Source organism: Collinsella aerofaciens (assembly GCF_015554145.1).
GTDB lineage: Bacteria > Actinomycetota > Coriobacteriia > Coriobacteriales > Coriobacteriaceae > Collinsella > Collinsella aerofaciens_AA.
In genome coordinates this window covers 84,570-105,128 of the sequence record NZ_JADNHZ010000007.1, presented here as the reverse complement: position 1 = coordinate 105,128, position 20,559 = coordinate 84,570, and the positions used below count along the sequence as shown (strand labels likewise).

Annotated in this window: 14 protein-coding genes and 2 tRNA genes; 1 reads left to right on the top strand and 15 read right to left on the bottom strand. The window is 57.2% G+C overall.

Going from position 1 to position 20,559, the window contains the following annotated elements; genetic code table 11:
* Window positions 1–561: 561 nt before the first annotated feature.
* The 13 genes from I2E13_RS04350 to I2E13_RS04290 form a co-directional block, all read right to left on the bottom strand.
* A complete protein-coding gene (locus I2E13_RS04350; RefSeq protein ID WP_195404272.1) occupies window positions 562–1,359 on the bottom strand; it encodes a TraX family protein in 798 nt (265 codons plus the stop codon).
* A 193-nt stretch (window positions 1,360–1,552) separates the two neighbouring features.
* Window positions 1,553–1,628, bottom strand: a tRNA-Lys gene (locus I2E13_RS04345).
* 28 nt (window positions 1,629–1,656) lie between these two features.
* Window positions 1,657–2,937: an aminopeptidase gene (locus I2E13_RS04340; RefSeq protein ID WP_117634755.1), complete on the bottom strand. Its 1,281-nt coding sequence runs from the start codon at window positions 2,935–2,937 to the stop codon at window positions 1,657–1,659.
* A gap of 89 nt (window positions 2,938–3,026) precedes the next feature.
* A complete protein-coding gene (locus I2E13_RS04335; RefSeq protein WP_055251296.1) occupies window positions 3,027–3,602 on the bottom strand; it encodes an ABC-2 transporter permease in 576 nt (191 codons plus the stop codon).
* Window positions 3,603–4,481, bottom strand: coding sequence for a phosphoribosylaminoimidazolesuccinocarboxamide synthase (locus I2E13_RS04330; protein WP_117563999.1), 879 nt, complete (start codon window positions 4,479–4,481; stop codon window positions 3,603–3,605).
* Between the two features lie 118 nt (window positions 4,482–4,599).
* Entirely contained in the window at window positions 4,600–6,165 is a 1,566-nt protein-coding gene (locus I2E13_RS04325; protein ID WP_117634753.1) for a sensor histidine kinase, read from the bottom strand.
* An 11-nt stretch (window positions 6,166–6,176) separates the two neighbouring features.
* Window positions 6,177–6,899: a response regulator transcription factor gene (locus I2E13_RS04320; protein ID WP_006236208.1), complete on the bottom strand. Its 723-nt coding sequence runs from the start codon at window positions 6,897–6,899 to the stop codon at window positions 6,177–6,179.
* Window positions 6,900–7,052: 153 nt separating this feature from the next.
* Complete coding sequence (locus tag I2E13_RS04315; protein ID WP_195404271.1) at window positions 7,053–8,264, bottom strand: twin-arginine translocation signal domain-containing protein; 1,212 nt, start codon at window positions 8,262–8,264, stop codon at window positions 7,053–7,055.
* Window positions 8,264–8,527 (bottom strand): TIGR03905 family TSCPD domain-containing protein, encoded by a 264-nt coding sequence (locus I2E13_RS04310; RefSeq protein WP_089572560.1) that lies wholly within the window; start codon window positions 8,525–8,527, stop codon window positions 8,264–8,266. Before I2E13_RS04310 ends, I2E13_RS04315 begins: the two co-directional genes overlap by 1 nt.
* Before the next feature lie 113 nt (window positions 8,528–8,640).
* Window positions 8,641–10,440, bottom strand: a complete 1,800-nt coding sequence (locus tag I2E13_RS04305) for a GGDEF domain-containing protein (protein WP_117647833.1) — start codon at window positions 10,438–10,440, stop codon at window positions 8,641–8,643.
* Window positions 10,437–11,273, bottom strand: coding sequence for a substrate-binding periplasmic protein (locus tag I2E13_RS04300; protein ID WP_158551316.1), 837 nt, complete (start codon window positions 11,271–11,273; stop codon window positions 10,437–10,439). Before I2E13_RS04300 ends, I2E13_RS04305 begins: the two co-directional genes overlap by 4 nt.
* 140 nt (window positions 11,274–11,413) lie before the next feature.
* The gene (purB, locus tag I2E13_RS04295) at window positions 11,414–12,760 is read right to left on the bottom strand and encodes an adenylosuccinate lyase (protein WP_195404270.1); all 1,347 of its coding nucleotides are present in this window, start codon (window positions 12,758–12,760) and stop codon (window positions 11,414–11,416) included.
* Between the two features lie 424 nt (window positions 12,761–13,184).
* Window positions 13,185–13,259: transfer RNA gene (locus I2E13_RS04290), tRNA-Gly, on the bottom strand.
* A gap of 295 nt (window positions 13,260–13,554) precedes the next feature.
* Between I2E13_RS04290 and I2E13_RS04285 the strand changes: the two genes are divergently transcribed.
* On the top strand, window positions 13,555–16,986 hold the full coding sequence (locus I2E13_RS04285; RefSeq protein ID WP_195404269.1) for a SpaA isopeptide-forming pilin-related protein: 3,432 nt from the start codon (window positions 13,555–13,557) through the stop codon (window positions 16,984–16,986).
* Between the two features lie 66 nt (window positions 16,987–17,052).
* On the opposite strand, the gene I2E13_RS04280 is transcribed toward I2E13_RS04285, so the two are convergent.
* Window positions 17,053–17,271, bottom strand: a complete 219-nt coding sequence (locus tag I2E13_RS04280; RefSeq protein WP_117776722.1) for a hypothetical protein — start codon at window positions 17,269–17,271, stop codon at window positions 17,053–17,055.
* Window positions 17,272–17,292: 21 nt separating this feature from the next.
* Window positions 17,293–20,439 (bottom strand): hypothetical protein, encoded by a 3,147-nt coding sequence (locus I2E13_RS04275; protein ID WP_195404268.1) that lies wholly within the window; start codon window positions 20,437–20,439, stop codon window positions 17,293–17,295.
* Between the last annotated feature and the right edge of the window lie 120 nt (window positions 20,440–20,559).

Below are 20,559 nucleotides of genomic sequence, written 5' to 3'. Positions count from 1 at the left end.
CCGGTTCTCAAGGTGCACGCCTGGCGGCTGATCCGGTCCGACCGGGCCGCGCGGCAAGGAGATATATTGCCAGACCGGAGGGGCGCCGGGGGCGGGAATCGCGCACTCCATATTTTGTTCACAAATGAATAGGTCCCTCAGTCACGTCACTGAGGTTATAACTGAAGCATCAGCTTCTGATATTGGCGGTGACCAGCTGGTTTATAGATGTTGAGGCATCGGTCATCTCTGGAGCGCCACTTTACTCCAAAAGCATCGGTTATTTGTTTCCCGTCGGTAAAAGGCAGGTTTTGTTCGCCAAGCGTTCCTATATATAGAAGTTCGGGTTCGAACCGTGCATCGGTAACAAAAAAGCGACCAGCCGGAGCCAATCGCTTTCTATTCTATGCTGGAGCATCCAGAGGGGTTCTTCCGAACTCATTTTCTCGCTGCCATTCATGCTTTCGAAGCATCTTTCTACAGCCCTCGTTGTCTATCCTCGTATCTCACAGGTCTTCCGGAAATTCACAAGCAGTCTTAGGGTCAATTTAGTTCTGCTTTCAGAGACTTGTTTGAGAGTTTTTAAAGACAGTTCAAAACAATAAGTGAGACACCATAAAGCAGAGCAAGATGAGCCGGATAGAAAATGTAGAAGAAATATTTGAGCTTCAGCCCTCGCTTGCCATTATAAAGATTGATAAGCAGCAACGAAACGACCGCGGCAGCAACATCAGGATTAAATATATTAGCTGTAGCAAACTCAAATCCGCCGCCAACTATATGGCATGACGAAAGGAGCACTGCGCATACTGCAGCAAAGAACATCTTGGCCTTGCTGTCGTGGAATAAATAGAATGCAGCCACAAGCAGAATGCCATACACACCGCCATCTAGTTTAGTGTATTCAGCTGCCAGTGCTGTCAAAACAATCAGAGCAGTTTCTGCGATGTACCTCTTCCATTTTGAAAGGCTTTGTATCTTTTCCAGAATTATCAAGAAGACCAAGCAAAGCAGGAGCTCACACATAACATTTTGTTGCCGGAGGTTAAATAGTTGCCCGGTTTGAACGAAATCGTATATGGGCTCCGCAATGATTGCGAAGACAAGCATATTTCGCAGGTACCTCTTTATGTCATGAGTATGCAAAAATCCCTCAACTATCAAAAAGCAAAATAAGGGAAATGCAATTCTGCCAAGAACATGAAGCACATCCGAAGCCTCGCTTAGAATCGCCCACTGTTCGTCTGATATCTGATTGTACGATGCGTGAGTCATGATTCCATTGGTCAGGACGATCCTGCTTACATGATCGAGAACCATCGAAATGGCCGCTATTATCTTTAATGTGCTGCCGCTAATTCCGTATCTATCTGTTTTCATTTCGTTTTCCTTTCTTTGGGTGGGCCGTCAGAGGTTCGGCCTGCTCTGCAGACGGCCGCTGCGGCGCTTCGCGCCTTGCGCGCTGCGCTGGCAAACGCTCACGCGTTTACTCAGCTCCGCGCCCTTTCGGGTTCGAACCCATGTCGCGGCAACAAAAAAGCGGCCGGCATCCGCCAGTCGCTTTTCTATTCTATGGTGGGCCGTCAGGGGTTCGAACCCTGGACCTTGGGATTAAAAGTCCCCTGCTCTGCCAGCTGAGCTAACGGCCCGCGGGTGGCATTGTACCACGGTCTGGGGCTATTCCCAACTCCATTGGCCGTTCTGGAAAATCACAACTTCACGTCCATCAGGCGTAATGCCCGTAATATCGATATCGTCCGTGCCGATCATAAAATCGACGTGCGTGCTCGAGACGTTAACGCCATGCTCCAGGAGCTCCTCCTTGGACATGTCATACCCACCCTCGATGCATTCGGGGAAACCGACACCCAGCGCGAGATGGCAGCTAGCGTTCTCATCATAGAGCGTGTCATAGAATAGAACGCCACTTTCACGGATCGGCGTGTTCTTGGAGATAAGCGCGACCTCACCCAGATGAGCGGCACCTTCATCGGTGTCAATAATGCTCGCAAGCGTCGCCTTACCCACGCGGGCATCGTAGTCCACTACGCGGCCCGCCTCGAACTTAATCCAAAAATCGTCAACCTTGTTACCGTGGTGAATGAGCGGCATAGCCGAATACACGATACCGTCGGCACGCATACGATCAGGCGAGGTGAAGACTTCCTCGGTGGGAATGTTGGGGAAGAAGGGGTGCCCATCGGGCGTCTTGCCCTTGCCGCCGGCCCACTCGTGACCTTTCGTCATGCCAATCGTCAGATCGGTTCCATTTGCCGAGGTGTAATGCAGGTAGTCGAAACGATTGTCGTTCAGGAAACGCAGGTTCTTTTCGAATGCGGCGTCATGGAGTTCCCAGTCGCTCTCCGGGTCCTGGCCATCGGCGCGAGCGGTATGCAGAATCGCATTCCACAGCTTATAGATTGCAACCTCATCGGCGTCTCCCGGGAACACCTCGCGCGCCCAGGCAACGACCGGCGCGCCGGCGATGCACCACGGGTTGATGTTGTAGTCCAGTCCGCGGCGGAAGACCTTGCACTGCGTGTTCCTTGCCTTAGAAGCTGCAGCAGGCTTAGCGGGATCGATGCCCTTAAGAGCGGCAGGGTCCGCACCCTCGATAAAGATAAAGCAGGCACCATCCTGGGCCAGTGAATCAAGCTGCAGGCGCTTCCACTCGGGCGTCTGCTCAAAATAGCTTTTCTCGACATGCTCGTACGTGAGCCTCGTCACGGCGTCATCGGCCCAAATAACCGTCACGTGACCGGCACCGGAGGCATAGGCCTCCGCGACCACCACGCGCGCAAACGGCGCGCACTCGACCGGAGACTGAACGACAACCTCCTGACCGGGCTTGACGTTTACGCCCTTGCGGACAACCAGGCGCGCATAGTTTTTAATCTTGGGCTCTAGGGCCTTCATGCCCTCCAGAGCCTCTTCGACCGTCAGGGCAGCTCGAATCATGTGCCACTCCATCTATCTATAGAACAGTAAAAAGGCGCGCCGCAAAAACGACGCGCCTTATATCTTAGCGATAAGTATGCATGCAAACGCTACTTCTTCTTGGAGTCCTTCTTGTCCTCCTCGGCAGCCGAGCGCTCGATAAGGGCGTTGAGCTTGTTCTCGGACATGCCCTCGGCCTGCGTGCGGTACATGTTGCGCAGGGGACGAATACGAACGAAGTCGTAGATGAAGTCACCCAAAATGACGACGTAGGACAAAACAATGCCGACCATCTGGACAGGGCTGGACACCATGCCAGCGGGAGCGAAGTACAGCGAAGCCCAAATGGCCACGACGAGCACCATGCCGATAGTGAGCACGGCCCACCAGATGCGGCGGCGCTTGGTGTAGTCCTCATCCTGCTTGAGAAGGATATTCGACACCGTGTAGATGCGATCCTCCTTGGCGCGCTGCTTAGCCTTGCGGGCGCGCTTCTCCTCTTTAGAGAGGCCCTCGAGGTTCTCGCCCTTCTCGAGCTCTTTGCGGCGTGCCTTAGACGAAGCCGGCACGACGCGGACAGAGCTCGCTGCCTGACGGGCGGGCTTGGCGGATGCAGCGGACTTGCGCGCAACCCCGGTAACCTCGTGGGATTGCGTGCGCTTGTTCGTGGCGCTACGGGTACTCACTTATGCGTTCTCCTTCATGCTTGTGAACTGGGAGCCCGTGATGATCTGGAAGGCCTCGCGATAGCGCTCGGACGTGCCATCGATGACCTCGGCGGGCAGATGCGGGGTCTCCCCCGTCATATCCCAGTTGGCTTTGAGCCAATTGCGGACGAATTGCTTGTCGTAGCTGGGCTGAATCTTGCCCTCCTCGTAGCTGGCGGCAGGCCAGAAACGGCTGGAGTCGGGCGTGAGGCACTCGTCGATCAGCGTAACCTTGCCATCGATGACACCGAACTCGAACTTGGTGTCGGCAATGATGATGCCACGGGTCGCTGCATACTCGGCGGCAGCCTTGTAGATCTTGAGGGAAAGGTCGCGAATCTGCGTGGCGATGTCCTCGCCCACGATCTCGCAGCAACGCTCGAACGAGATGTTCTCGTCGTGGTCACCGATCTCGGCCTTCGTGGACGGCGTGAACAGCGGCTCGGGAAGCTTGGAAGCCTCGGTCAGGCCCTCAGGCAGCTGGATGCCGCAGACGGTGCCGTTCTCGTCGTAGGTCTTCTTGCCCGAACCGGTCAGATAGCCGCGGACGATGCACTCGATAGGAATCGTCTGGGCCTTCTTAACCAGCATGGCGCGGCCGGCGAGGTAGTCACGATACTCAGCAAACTCCTCGGGGAAATCCGCCGGGTCGATGGAAACGAGGTGGTTGGGAACGATGCCGGCAAACTTATCGAACCAGAATGCCGAGATGCGGTTGAGCACCTCTCCCTTAAACGGAATCTCGTCGGGAAGAATGAAGTCGAACGCAGAAATGCGGTCGGTGGCGACCATCAGCAGGTTTTCACCGGCATCGTAGATATCACGAACCTTGCCACGGGAATCCGGACGACGCTCCATCGTTGTCACGTGAGTCACTCCTTACCAAAATACGACAGTAATGCGGGTTCTTTCCCGCACGTTTTCGCAAACTCGGAGCGGCAGGGACGAAACCCCTCCTTCACCGAATAGCGAAAAGCTAGTGCTCCATTGTAGTAGATGCCGCGTCCGCCGTGTGCTCGCGAGGCAGATGAATCGTAAAAGTCGTACCCTTTCCAAGCTCCGACTCCACGGATATGTAGCCGTGATGGCGCTCGACGATCTGTTTAGTCACGGCGAGGCCCACGCCCAGACCGCCCGCCTCACGGGCACGGCTGGCATCGGCGCGCCAAAAACGGCCGAAGATGCGCGACAAGTCATCCTTGGCAATACCGATGCCGGTATCAGAAACGGCAATGCTGACGTGTTTGCGGTCACTGAGCACCGACACCACGACCCAACCGCCCTCGGGGGTGTAGCGCATGGCGTTGCTCATGAGATTGATGACGCATTGTGTGATCATGTCGGGATCGGCTTCGACGACATCGTCGTGACCTTGGGTCTCGTCAGCAAAGCGCAAGCGCAGATCGCGGTCGACAAACAGGCGCTCCTGGGCATTGACGATGGAACGCACGAAAGGAACCATGTCCACCGGCTCAAGGTTGAGCGGAGCCGTGCTGTTTTCCATGCGCGACAGGTCGAGCATCTGCTGCACCAGACGAGCCAGGCGACGCGTCTCGGAAGCAACAGTCTCCAAGTGCTCATCGTCGGTAGGATATACGCCATCCTGCATGGCCTCGACCGTTGCGAGCATGGCCATAAGCGGAGTACGAAGTTCGTGAGCCACGTCCGAGGTCAAACGTTTCTCGTGTTTCATATCCTTCTCGAGCGAAGTGGCCATCTCATCGAACGTCTCGCCCAGTTGATCGATCTCGTCATCGCCGCGCAAGCCCGTACGAGCAGACAGATCGCCATCGCGAATTTGCTTGGCCGTGCTGGTAATACGGTGAATCGGCTTGGTGAGCATGCGCGACACGAGTGATCCGATAACGACCGAAATGCAAACTGCAACAACCGCAGCAAGGGCCATGGCGTTAAAGGTCTTCTCCCTAAACGCAGAATCTGCCTTGGTGAGCAAGGCATCGGAGCCGATGGCCCACAGCTTTACTTGTCCGACATGCTCGCCGGAAGACGTTATGATTTCGACGTTTGCAACGCTATCGGAGCCGGTGGGAGCCGACGAGACCGGACTATGCGATGCTTTTTTCCCGCTCGAGCTGCTCGACGGCGATTCGTTCTCGCGCACATCGGCGGTCGCGCTTGCCGAAGGCCATGAGTCGTCATAAACGACAACGCCTTTCTTGTTGACGACCTGCATACCCAAATCGTCGGACACCAAACTCGATGTCGCGACCGTACGTAGCTCGCCCGCAGTCCAATTGCCGTTTTCCTCATACGACGTCGCAAGCTTTTCGGCAGCGGAATTTGCGATTTCGACGATATTGGAGCGCGTGTAATCCGAAAAGACCGTGCCCCACACAACAGAGACCACGCCCACCAGCACCAATACCGTCATGAGCGATGTCAGAGCAAAAGCAAGCGCCATGCGCGAGGGATAGCTCATCGTTGGCCGTGAATCGGAGCGAGGCGTGTTCCAACTAGCCTTGGAACCCGCCTCGCTCTCCTGCTTGTGCTTTTGTCCGATTTCAAAGCGCGCAGGTGTCATATGTGATTTCCCTATTTCTCGTCCGACTTATCGGTCTTGGCCGGAGCCTCGAAGCGATAGCCGACACCGTGGACGGTGTAGAGCCACTTGGGCTTCTTGGGATCATCGCCCAGCTTGGCGCGAAGGTTCTTCACGTGGCTATCGATGGTGCGCTCATAGCCCTCAAAGTCGTACCCAAGCACCTTCTCGACCAGCTCCATGCGGTTGTAGACGCGACCGGGGTGACGGGCAAGCGTGGTGAGCAGCTTAAACTCGGAAGCCGTCAGGTCGACTTCCTTGCCCTCGACCAAAATCTTGTGGCCCGAGATATCGATGACCAGATCGCCGAAGTCGAGTACCTCGACGGCTGGCTCGTCGGCCTGATGGGCACGGCGGAACAGAGCGCGAACGCGCGCGACAAGCTCGCGCGGCGAGAACGGCTTAATCAGATAGTCGTCGGCGCCGAGCTCAAGACCGATAATACGGTCCTCGATCTCGCCCTTGGCAGTCAGCATGATGATGGGGACATCCGAGGTATCGCGAATGGTGCGGCAAACGCGCTCGCCGGGGATCTTGGGGAGCATAAGGTCGAGCACGACCAGGTCAAACTGATGCTTCTCGAACTCCTCGATCGCGGACTGGCCGTCGCCGACACCCACAACCCAGTAGCCTTCGCGCTCGAGATAGGCAGCGACGGCGTCACGGATTGCCTTCTCATCCTCGACCAGCAGAATCTTTTTTGCATCTGAAGCCATAACACGGCCCCCCTGTCTCAATCAGCTAAGAACAAGCCCATTTTAACGCACCTGAGCCCGCCGGATGCCACTATGACGCGGCAGCTCGGCGGGCGGTACTCACAATTACAACGCGTTTATTCCCCTGTTGGCGCCTTTTTAACCCCTCTAAGCTTAAAGAGAGAATAGGCGTGCGGTGACCGTCTCGGGTATACCCTGGCTGTTGCGCACCGTGGCGTACGTAAGGAATGAGTCCGATTTTCCCGCCGTAGCTGGATAATCGCCATATTCCAAAGCGCGGTCGGGCGACAGTAGCGAGCCATAGGTCTTGGCAGAAGTGTCGATGAGAAAATGCGATGACTGTACCTTAACGAGATATTTATTCTTCTTGCCGGCAGCACATGCGAGCGGCTCGCGGGACAGGAAGAGGTACGGCCCTCCCTCATTACCGATATACGTGCCCATGTTGCCCAGGCTGCCCACGCCACTATAGGTCGCCTCGATAGAAAACACGAAGGTATCGCCCATATATACGGCCTCGAAAGGCGAGACTGACGAGGGAAGGACTAGCTGGGCACGTTTGGTGTTGTTGTCATCGGTCAGATCGATTGCCGTTATGCCGTAGTAGACGCCCTCGTCGTTGCGGACACGCGGCGAGATGGTCAAAATGCCGTCGCTCACGCGCGGGGCCGACGCAAAGCGGCCCGTCGATTTCCAAATTGTCTCGGCCTTGGATTCATCAAGCGAGCGACGATAGCAAAACGAATCACTACTCGTTTTATTGCCGCCTGCCGAAGGCATTTTATACCAGATGGCTGATGATCCGAACGCCGTAAACAGTGGCGGATCATAGTCCTTGCCACCCCGATCGAGCTCAACCGCGTCGCCAGAGAGCGAAGCGCCCGACAGATTTTGAGCGTAGAGCTTCCACGATGAATTGGCAAAGTTCATCTCAACCCACGCAAACACGCCATCGCCGGCACGGACATCGTAAAAAGCATATCCCGTGCCCTCGATAGGATCCTCGATTAATGTGGTAAGCGAGCCATCGCCCAGGTTGAGCACACCAAGCGTATTGGCATGCAGGGCAGAAGCAGGCGCCATCATCGCGGCGGCGTAGTCGCCATCGCAGTAGTACAGCAGCGTGCCCAGCGGCAGCGTCCACGACGCCGCCGGCTCAAGATCGATATCAACAGCTTCGTACTCATCAGTGATCGAGACAATCTTCGAATCGTCCTTGATAACCTGCGGCTCGCCGGCGGCATCGTCGCTGGTGCCCGTTTTTTTCGAGCAACCGGCAAGCACCGTGGCAGCGCCCGCGGCGGCACCGCCGAGCACAAAGCCACGGCGCGATATTCCATTCTTGATGTGGTCGGCGATACCCATTAGGCGATCTCGGCGCGAGCGGCCTCGATAGCGCGCGTAAGCTGATCGGCGCAAGAGGTCTTTTTCATACCGCAGGTATTACCGGCGAGAACCTCGATTACGCGATCGGCAGGAGCACCCTCGACTAACTTGGAGATTGCCTTGAGATTGCCGTCACAGCCGCCGGTAAACTCAACGCCCAGCACCTTGCTGCCATCGTCAGAGAGATTGAGGTGAATATTGCGAGAGCATACACCCTGCGGCTTGTAGTCAAAACTAATCATTGAGATCCCCTCTCAGAAAGAAATTTCAGACGTCTATTATCCCCGCCTGGGCCGACTTATTATCGCAAGCACCGATTCAACATCCTACGATGCATGGACTCGCGGGGGCAAGATTAGCAGTCCGCACCCTGTGCGTGGACCGTGCGCTTCTCCCGATACATATTGTGGTCGGCGACACGATATACATCGGCCAGCGTATTTCCAGCCGTCTCGACGGTCGCCACGCCAATCGATGCGCTGACCGTCAGGGCCTCATCGCTTACCGCGGCAAGACCGAGACGAAGATCCTGTTCCAGCCCGAGCGCAGACTCGTTGTCAGTATGGGGGCAAACCAGCAAAAACTCGTCGCCGCCAAGGCGCATCGGCAGATAATCCGCACCAGCCACCCGCCGCAGCACGGACGCCGTCCGTCGCAGCAGTTCATCCCCCATCTCGTGACCATAGATGTCGTTGGTCCGCTTGAGATAATTGCAGTCCAGCATAATCACGCTCACGGGCAAGTCCTCGTTTACCAGGCTATCTCCGCGCGATTCAAGATAGTTGCGGTTGCGAAGCCCCGTCAGTTTGTCTTGATATGACAGCTCCTCGGCATGCTTGACCATCGATATGTTGTGCGTCGCCACGACGACCGACTCCAGCCGGCCTTGCTCATCGCGATGCTGGGGGACAACCTGTAGCGAGTACCAAGCGCCTCGACAATCTCGCACCTCGGCAGCCAAGTACGGTACGCCCTCCATACGTTCACGAAGCGAACTTATATCTACGAGTCCCACAACCGCTTCGCGGCTTTCGGGGCTCACGATATCCCGGCAGACCGTGTCCATAAAGTCATATGCCTCGCTGTGCTCGGCAAATATCTTCGCTATCGCCGGCGACATATTGATCCCCTCGATCTCGAGGGTGTCGAGATGCAAAAGGAAGGTCGAATCGTAGATGGCGCTTATGGCATTGATAATGCCGAGCTGTTTATCCTTTTCGACCAAATTGCGGTGGTCAACGATATTTCGAGCCAACAGCACCACGACCCAAAACGCAAGACACACCAAGACGCCGACGGCGACAAATGAAATCCTGTCAGACATGACCTCAGATTTGGGATATAGCGCAAACAGGCGGTAGTCCTTATATGCCGCACGCACGGCATACCATTCGTCTCCTCGATATTCGATGCGCGTCAGGCCGTCGTCTTTCCACTCAACTCCTACGCTGGTGAGGAGTCGGGCGAGCGACACGTCAGCATCGGCACTGTTGGATGAGACAATCTCCGCATCCTCCATAACAAGCACCGTGGGACCCTGGTGGAAGGTACTGTTCGAAAGCACGTCGGCTATGGCATATGAATAGTCGTCCGCCGTATCGGAAACAAGTGAGCGGTATGCCAGGGCAACGCCGTCGCCATACGGAACAGCACAGACGGCAAAAACGACACCACGGCGCTCATCGACAGTTGAGTAGGTCACTTTGGAACCTTGATACATCGATGCGACCGGCGAACAGGCCAACTCATCTCGCCACAACATGAGCGGGTCGCGACCATCGATGTCGTAGTGGGCAGCCATATGGCCATCGGAGTCCATGACCATCAGCCCCGAAAGGTTCTCAGCATGGACAAATTGCTCGATAAGATCGTCGTTAACCTCAACGCGATCAGAGGACAGGAACGTCACAAACGATTCGACCGCGGCGAGCAAATCGTGCGTCGCCTCGGTTTTTCTCCCCTGTTCGTAGCGGTCATATTTTTCGCAAGCGTTCTCCAAAAACACCATGGTTTCTTGGCCAAACCCAAGCGTTTTTTCGAGGCAGCGATGGGTTCCAACCGTATACAACAGGCCTAACAAGACGGCGCTGACAATAACGCTGGCAGCTATGACGTTCAGAGTCTTTCGACTCAAGCGGTGCTCATCAGTTGTCATGAATTTCCTCCTTGCCCGCCCGTCGTCGCTCCTGTCTTGTAATTGCCCACAATACGGTCAATCGTGCCATCTCGATCCATGTCGAACAGCGCGGTATTGAGATCCTTTACGACCGATCCTTCATAGCTGTCATCAAACGCGACGCCCAGGTCAACCGTCATAACATTGTCGGCAAACACACGGTAAACGCCGGGATACTGAGCAACGAGTCGGTCAAGCGACTGGACATCCGCCATCCAGCAGTCAACGTACCCTTTGACTAGAGCGGCTTTGCAGAGTTCGGCAGAGCCATATGATTTGATTTGAACGTCCGACGAGACCCCCAGATCCCCCGCAAGCAATCGGCGTTCACTCACCGAACCCGCAATCACCGCAATGGTCTTACTTCCATCGAGATGTGCCAAGGACTTGATGCCACTCGTTTTCTTGGCGGCAACCGAGACCGTCACGGTTAGATACGGCTCGGTCCAGTAATACTTATCCTCGCGATAACAGGGAGAATAGTCACACCACAGGCAATCGATATCACCGTTTTTGAGCAGCCGGTCGCGATCGTTCCAGTCAATATCGACAAACTGTGGCTTGAGCCCCGCACGCTTGCAGGCCTCGCGGGCGATGTCGATATCGATACCGGCGTAATCGCCCGTGGTATCGACATACACATAGGGGTCGTTATCCGTAACGCCGATTTTGAGCACCGGGAGATCTCTATCGGCTTCATTCGAGGAGGAAGAACTGCTTCGAACGGTATACGTCAGGGCGCCCGCACAGACGGCAACAAGGAGTATGAGCGTAAACGAGACGATGGTGGCCCGCTTGATGCGTCTGGGCACGTGCCCCCTTTCATCGAAACGGCAGCCGAATTTTCATTCTATTACCGGAGCCTGCGGCAGCAACGAAAAAAGCGCCTCGCCCAAGACGGGCAAGGCGCCAATGGTTGAAATGTATCCGCAAGCGGTCGAATAAAGCCAGCCTACTCGAAGCTCAGCTGCTCCAGACGATCAAAGACCGTGTCGATACGGGTGAGGAAGTCCCACGGATCAAAGATCTCGTCGAGCTTCTCCTGGCTGACGGTGCAGCGCGGGTCGGCCTCGAGACGTTCCTTAAAGGTGGGGCCGGAGACACAATCCTGTACCTCATGCCAGGTTGCCATGGCGTTCTCCTGCACAATGGCGTACGCGTCCTCGCGGGTGATGCCCGTATCGACGAGGGCCAGCAGAACCTTGGAGGAGAAGATGAGACCACGGGTCTTGTTGAGGTTGGCCATCATGCGGGCAGGGTACAGCTGCAGGCCGTCGATAACGCGGATGAGGCACTGGAACATGTGGTCGAGCACGATGAAGCTGTCGGCCTGGGCGACGCGCTCGGCAGAGGAGTGCGAAATGTCACGCTCGTGCCACAGGGCGACGTTATCGAAGGCAACCTGAGCGTTGGACTTCACGACGCGCGACAGACCGCAGACCTTCTCCATGGTGATCGGGTTGCGCTTGTGCGGCATGGCGGAGCTGCCCTTTTGACCCTTGCGGAACGGCTCCTCGGCCTCGAGGGTATCAGTCTTCTGCAGATTGCGAACCTCGGTAGCGATGCGCTCACAGGTGGCCGCGGTGGTGGCAAGAACGCCGGCGAGATAGGCGTGATGGTCGCGGCTGATAACTTGCGTGGACAGCGGGTCATGAACCAGGCCCAGGTGCTCGCAGACATACTCCTCGACAAACGGCTCGATGGAGCTGTACGTGCCGACAGCACCCGAGATGGCACCGAAGGCAACATTCTTGCGGGCGTCCTCAAGGCGATCCAGATCGCGCTTGAGTTCCCAGGCCCAAGAGCCGAACTTCATGCCGAAGGTCATCGGCTCGGCGTGGATGCCATGAGTGCGGCCGGCACAGAGCGTGTTGCGCTCCTCAAAGGCGCGACGCTTGCAAATCTCGCCGAGCTTCTTGACGTCCTCGATGATCAGGTCGCAGGCCTGAGTGAGCTGGTAGCACAGAGCCGTGTCGCCCAGATCGGAGCTGGTCATGCCATAGTGAACCCAGCGGCTGGGCTTGGGGTCGCCCTCGGGAACATCGGCATCGATGTACTCCTTCATGTTGGTCAGGAAGGCGATGACATCGTGGCGCGTGACCTCCTCGATCTCGTCGACCTTTGCCTTCTCAAAGTTGGCATGGTCGCGGATCCACTGGGCTTCGTCTTTAGAAATGCCGATCTTGCCGAGCTCCGCCTGGGCCTCGCAGGCCAGGACCTCGATCTCCTGCCAAATGGCGTACTTGTTCTCGAGGGAGAAGATGTGTCCCATCTCCGGGCGGGTATAGCGATCGATCATAGCGGCTCCTTTTTGGTTATTGGCACGTTGGTCGTAACCCAACCATTGTACCGTGCGCAGGTGCAAGTATGGGCAGCAGGCATTAACCTAACATTTTGGAATTGGAGCAAGCAACGGGACGTCTGCGCATTTGCTTCGCAAATCCGCACCGGCTGCGGTCGGCAGACCCGGTCCGCACACATGCACGGGCAAAGCGGGTTGGACCCGGCGTTCCCGAAGTCTCCCGCGCTCGATGGAGCGGGCAACGGGACGTCTGCGTATTTGCTTCGCAAATACGCACCGGCTTCAGGCGCCTGCCGGCGCCTTCGCCTGCTCGCTATAAACGCTTCGCGTTTATTTAACGCTCGCACCCTGTCGGGTTCGAGTCCCGGCACTTTATTGAAAAAGGCACGGTAGCGAAACGTTACCGTGCCTGAAATTCGAATGGAGCGGGCAACGGGACTCGAACCCGCGAGTGTCAGCTTGGGAAGCTGATGCCTTACCACTTGGCGATGCCCGCTTGTGCTGGCTAGTATAACGCGGTTGTCTTGTTCGATACAAGGGTGGCGATGCTTGTTTTAGCTGTGAAGATTCGTTTGAAAATCGCGTCAATTGTGGAGACGAGGACCTTTGACCTCCTGTTCTCCTTTTCTTCTACCTGCGCTTTTGCTTGATTGTTGTATTTGAGCTCAATTTGTCAGGAATTGGGCAAGCTTTTGGTCAGGCTCCGGTACTTACCCGCATGAACCTCGGGGGTAGCCTCATCCTACGCGTCGCAACCTCCCCATGCGGCGCACGAGGGATAAGGAGCAGCCATGTCCAACGCACCCACGCACTCTGTCCACAGCGCAATCGCAACAGGTCCGCTGCTCCTGCTCCTCTTCCTGCTTTTCGGCTGTCTGGCACCGGGAGCCGCATTTGCCGTCGATGGCTACGACCAGCTCGGCTTCCGCACTATTAGCGATGATTGTGGGCCCTTCTTCATCGGCAAGTATGAAGCTCAAGACGCCTCGATTGCCTACTGCATGAACCAGGAGCGCCCCGGCCCCACCAAGCCGGGCGGCCCATGGCTCAACTTTGATCAAGGCTGGGTGTGGCTCGACGACGAGTTCGCGGCAATCGTTTGTCACGGATATCCCACCGCCACGTCGTTTGGCGGTTACCATCTTTCACCCGATCGCGCCCGCGCCGCCACCCAGCTTGCCGTATGGATGCTCAACGGCACTACCCATGTCGACGGCACCTACTCCTACACGACCGCTCAGGGCAAAACCAAGAGTGGGCACTTTACCGCCGACAATGAAGTCGTGGCGGCAGCGCGGTGGCTCCACGACAGCGCAAAATCAGGAAGCATCAAAGCCGCTCCGCACCGCGCGCGGCGCTATATAGGAACCGTATCGGGCGGCAGCAAACGTCAAGACATGCTCTATGTACTGCCGGCGGTCTCTGTTTCCTTCCAAAAGCAGTCTGCAAACGCTGCCATTACCAGCGGAAACAATACTTATCAGTTTGACGGGGCAACATTCGATGTTTTTGAGAGCGCCAGCGGCGCGCGTGTCGGCACCGTCCAGATGGACAGCAACGGTCGAGCGCAGGCAACACTCCTACCCAACACGGCATACTACCTAGTTGAGACAACAGCGCCAGCTGGTTATATCCCCCTGCACGATCGCATTGCCTTTACCACGACGAATAACGGCGGATACGTCACCATTGATGAACAACCCGGCACCATTACCTTGCGCATTGTAAAGCTCGACGCCGCAACGAATGCAGGCCCCCAAGTTGGAGCTTCGCTCGCAGGAGCAGAATTCGTGTGCGTATCGCAATCAACCCCTGGATGGACACAAACTCTCAGGACCGATGAAAGCGGTCGAGCTACCCTCACCGATGTCCCCCTGGGAACCTTTACCATCTATGAATCGAAGGCGCCCGAGGGCTATTTGCCCTCCGGTGACAGTTGGTCTTACACCGTTGGAGCCGACCAACTCGGCGATTCAGGCGTGGTCGAGATCGAATCTCGCGTTTCCAATATCCCCATTGCGTTTGACCTTGAGATTTCCAAATTCAAGGACTACGGCAATAGCGATCAATCCGGCCTGGAGCAGCCGGCAGGAGATGTTGTCTTTGAGGTTGTCAGTAACAGCTCTCAGCAGGTTGTTGGCACACTGACTACAAACATCTATGGCTTTGCCTCCACCAAAGACCAGCCCGAAGCATGGTTCGGCACAGGCAAGCGACCAGCCGGTGTCCACGGAGCCGTCCCATACGACCGCGCCGGCTACACGGTTCGTGAGGTTCCGGAAACCGTCCCCGAGGGTTTTAAACGTGCGGGGGAATGGACCGTCGAGGCCAATCAGATTTCCGACGGCGCCGAGCTTCAATATATCGTGGACAACCACGCTCTGTCGACGCATCTCCAGATTGTAAAACGCGATGCCCAAACAGGCGCCTCTGTTCCCCTAGCCGGATTCACCTTCCAACTCCTCGACAGCAATCACAAACCTGTCTCACAAACATGCTGGTATCCAGCACATAACGTAATGGACACCTTTACGACTGACGCGACCGGCACCGTCACACTGCCCGAATCGCTCGTGCCGGGCACCTATTATGTACGCGAAACCTCGGCCAAAGAGCCCTATCTTGTCGGCGGAGAGATCGAGGTAAACATACCCGCCGATATAAACCTAACGCCCGTTGCAATCGTCTCGTATTATGACCACGCCGCGACCGGAAACATCAGGATCGTTAAAACCGATGCCGTAGACGGCAGCAGCCTCGCGGGCGCCATCTTTGAGATCCGTGCCTCAGGTGATATCGTGCGCCCCGACGGTAGCATTGCCGCGCTCGACGGCGAGGCTGTCGCTACCGTCACGACGGATGAAACTGGAGAAGCACGCGCGGACGACCTCCCGCTGGGATCTGGCACCGCACGCTACGAGGTTGTCGAGACTCAAGCGCCGACCGGCTTCTTGCTCGACCGGACGCATCATATCGTCGACCTTACCTATGCCGACCAGAAAACACCCGTTGTGGAAGCACGGCTTAACGTATCCGACGATTACACCAAGGTTGATATCTCCAAGGTCGATGCAAGCGGAGAGCAGGAAGTGAAAGGCGCACAGCTCACCTTATATGGTCCCGATAAAACCGAAATAGACTCCTGGACCTCATCCGACAAGCCGCACCGCATCGAACATCTTGCACCCGGCACCTACTCGTTGCGCGAAACGATGTCTCCGCGGACCCATGACCTTGCCGAGGAGATAACGTTTGAAATAAAGGATACGGGAGAAGTCCAATCCGTCGCGATGAAGGATGCGCCCATCGAGATCAAAGGACAGGTCGACAAGCGTCAGGAACTTGTCCAACCTATCGGGAAGGGTCTGTTGGCTAACGGCGATGGAAAAAACCGCGCCGCGATGCAAACCAATACGGATGGGCTTTTCTCCTATACCATCGATGCTCGAAACGATTCCGCTACTTGGGTTGATGAGTTTACGATTACCGATGATCTTGAGTGCGCCAAAGACGGCACGGCGAGATTCGTCTCAATCGAAACCCCCGTCGCCATCGGCGACCTCAACGGTCTGTGCAACGTGTGGTATCGCACGACGCCGTTGGACTCGACAGACGTCGATGAGCCGGCAAACGCGACGCTTGACGATGGGCACGAAAATCCTTGGCTTGAGTCCGACGAAGTAAAAGAGAGTCTGGGTGAAGATTGCCGCCTCGTCGATTACGACGGCTGGCACCTCTGGAAGGCGGATGTCTCGACCACGGAATCCGCCACACTCGAGGCGAAAGAACTCGACCTTGCATCCAATACCGTCGTGACGGGCATTCGCATTGAATACGGTGCGGTAGCCGCCGACTTTACGACTCGAAGCGATACGGATTCTTGGACCCGTGATGATCTCAAAGATGAGCACGACGACCTTGACGATGCCAAAGCAATCCTTGGCACAGATGCTCGGGGCGCAGTCGTGCACATGCAGGCAACGTCGGCTTACACACCCCAAACTGCACTCACCAACAGCGCACGCGTCGATCTTTGCCGCAACGGCGGCGGCGATAAACTTGAGTCACATGACGAGGACAGTGTCATTCAACGCTGTACCCTACCGCAGGACCTACCGGCAACAGGATCAGCTCCCATCGCCGCTTGCATCACCGCGCTCCTGACCTCGGGTGCCGCAGCCCTATGGTTCGCTCGCCTTAGGTCAATCCCAAAGAAGCGCTAGCACGATGAAAAAGCGGACGAGCCAGTCCCCCGGCTCGCCCGCTTTCAATCATTTAAATCGCCGCATCTACTCTGCAGACGAAGATCCACCATCAACGATTGCTTGCTCGGACTCAGGAATCCCATCGGCACCCGTGCTCTGTTCTTGCTCCACCTCTTCGCTGATTGCGGAGGCGGGGGTCGAGCCCTTCGCGCCCACGATGTAGGCAGCTCCAAGCCCTAACGCAATGGCAATCAAGGTCAAAATCACGTAGACAGGCCAATGGCGCTTAATATACGAAAACACGTTGACTCCTTAGAGCTCCGTCTACGAACGGCGGATAACCTCGGTCACGACCTCGGATACCGTGGCAATGTTCGTCGGGTTGACATTGTGGGGCAGGTCGTCCTCGGTACGAGCGCAAGCCAGACGCGTGCCGTCCACGCCGGCGATGGTGAGGGCTCGGCGGCTCGCCTCGAGCGCGGCGTAGGCATCGGTCTTGGCATAGGGCATCTCGAGCGCGCCACAATCGACATGGAACGACTTGCACACCTTGCTGACCAGGTTCATGATGCGGCGATCGCCCTTGAGCAGCTGCTGTTCGCCCTCAACCGTCACCACCGAAAGCCTACCGGCGCCGACGGATTCAAGATTGATGAAGAAGACGCCGCGGAGCTTATCGCGATGCGAAGCCAAGAAGGCCTTCATACCGGAGCCATCACAATCCGAGGCGCCCGTTGCCACAAACCAGATATCGTGACCGAGCAGCTCATCGTCGCCCATAGAGGCGACAGCCGAGAGCATATCTTCGGAAGAAGCGCCGTCGGAAGACGTAGCGCCGCCCTTCCAGCCATCGTTATCGTCCTCGAAATTATCCCACGAACCGATGCCGCGACCGGACTTCTTGGCATCGTAATCGTCTTCGACGCCCAGCCAGTCACTCATGCTGTCCTGTTCGTTTTTCTTTTTACGACCGAACAGGCCGCCCAGGCCGCGCTTGCGAGACTTAGGTGCCGCAGGGGCGGGAGCCGAAATGGTCTCGATCGGCTGTGCGCCCGACGCAACGGGCATAGGAGGCGCAACGGGTGCCGATGTGGGTTCGGGACCCTGAGCGGTAGCAAAGGGGTCGTTGACCTGTGCGGAGGGATCGGGAAGGTCGAACAGCGACGTGCGAGACGCAACGTTTGTCTGCTTCATCGACGGCAGCGACGGATCGGGAACCGAAGCCAGCGGAGACGAGGAGGGTGCAGGCGACGGTGCCGACGCCGGATCGGGAACATTCATCTGCGGACGCGGCGATGCTTGGGAGGAAATCTGGGCCATAAGGGAATCGACCGTTTCGTCCTGAGTGGGAGCGACATCGGCAACCGTGGCACCGGAACCACTCGGGATCGGCATGGTGAAAATCTGCGTGGAGTAAGGCCTCGACCCATCTGTCTCGGGAGCCTCGGAAACCGCAGGCACTTCCTCCTGCTCGACCTCGGTCGAATCACCTTGATCGGCTGCCGCGTATTGCTCTTCGTCACAGTTGACCTCGACGGGCTCGTGCCCGGCGACATCTTGGATTTCGGCAGCATCAATAGGCTCGTCATCGTCTGCCGCGTCGCCCTGCTCATCGGAAACAGGAAGGGGCTCGGCAATCGCGGTGCCTTGCTTTTCAAACGTTATCGTGGAATCGAACTGCGCGGCATCAAACGACATGGTGCTATCGACGTGCTGCTGAGCCTCAAAGGACGTTGTAGCTTCGGCGGCGTCGACAGGCACGGACTGCATAGCCTCGTTCTGCTCGAACTCTTGCGCCGCGCGCTCACGTGCCGCCTCGGCTGCCTGCTGCTGAGCGATAGCCTCCTGCTCGGCAGCCTCGCGTGCGGCAGCGCGCTTCCCCTCGAAATCGTCGACAAATTTCCTGCCCTTTGCAAGCGCACCCTTAAAGAAGTTGGAAGCGCTGGCGCCAATCGAAGAGAACGCGGATGCAATATCGGCATGGGGCGTTGCCGCGGGAATCTCGGCCGAGAAATCAGTATCGCTCTCGTAAGACACGCGCCTCGGCTGTTCAGCGTAATCGTCGTCAGGCTCGTCCGTAACGTCTTGCGCCGGCGCGGCGGGAGCCAAAATGTCCAGTCCTACCGCGGGATCGATCGCGGACACCGCCTCGGGCTCGGCAACGGCAGCGGCAACCGCGGCAGACTCATCATCCACGGCGACAACGGGCGCAGATGCAGTCACGACGGGGGCAGGCTCGGGCTCAAACGTCGGCTCCTCGCCTTCCTCGTAATCGAGCGTGCAGGACTCGGGAAGCATTCCGAGCGCACGGATGGCATCCGAACCAAAGCGGATGTTGCCGGCGGCATTGCGATAGAGCCTGGGCTCGGGCTCGGCCGCGACAGGCTCCTCCGCCGGCTCGGCAGTGGGAACCTCGTCATTGAACTCTTCGGCCTGGACAGCCTGATTCTGATCCTCGGGCACGATGGCGCCAATCAGCGTCTCGTCGGCAGACGCACCCTCAAAGCCCTCGATCTGCTCGTCGAAAGCCTCGCCCTGTTCGGGCTCGGTCTGAGCGTCGGGAGCAATCGGCTGACCGAACTCGTCCTCGGCGTAGGTAGGCTCTTCATACTCGATGGTGTTGCCGTAGTCGTTTTGCTGTTGGGCCGCGGCATACTCCGCTGCTGCGCGCGCCATCTCCTCGGCACGACGCTTCTGCTCCCCAAAATAGGTATCGAACGGAACATCGTCGGGAAACTCGTTTTCGCCCTGGAAGGGAGCAACGTTGTCCATAACGCCGAGCATAGCGGCGACAGAAGACTTGTTGCACACTGCGCCGGACGTATAGGGAAGCACAAAACGGTTAGAAATGATGTTTGCCGCGTTGGCGAGCGCAACGAGGGAAGCGAGGATCGCGACAATCCACAGCAGAACCTTGAGCGCGCCGGGGAGCGGCAGGATACGCAAGATGGCAACGGCAGCAGGGGCAACCGTGGCAACGGGCAACAGCTTGGCGATGAGCGCACGATACGAAGCATAGGGCTCGCGGGCGAGCAGCTCAGCACGGGGAGAGTCGTAGTGTGCGACAACGACCACCGGGCGGTTGCGCGGAGACGCGAGCGGGCCCGAGGCCTTGTGGTAGGCGATGACATTTTGGCTCACGCCCGTCTTGCCCAGGCGCGAAACCACGGGATGGCCCGTGCGCTCGAGCACGTAAAGAACGGCACCGACAATGGCCAGCAAGGTGCCGACCAAGCCGATGCCGCCGCCGATGCCCATCAGCAGGGCGCCGGCAAACGCAAGAATACCGGTAACGGCAAATGCCAACCTGCTGGGCGCCGGGGCACTGAACTCCTGAACCTCGGGATCAAAGCCGTGGTTGCGGAAGATCTGAGCGATATCCTCGGCAGCCAAGCGCTCTTCTTCGCTGCATGCCGGCGTGATGCCGGTGTTCTGCAGCAGGTGGTTAATATAGTTCTGGGTGTTCGCCATGTGCGCTCCACATCCATAATCCGACAAATAGGCCCAATGCATGCACATTAGAACCGTATATAGTCGAAAGTATACCCCGAGCGAGCGCAAACGACCGAATTCGGGCCATCTTAACGCCCC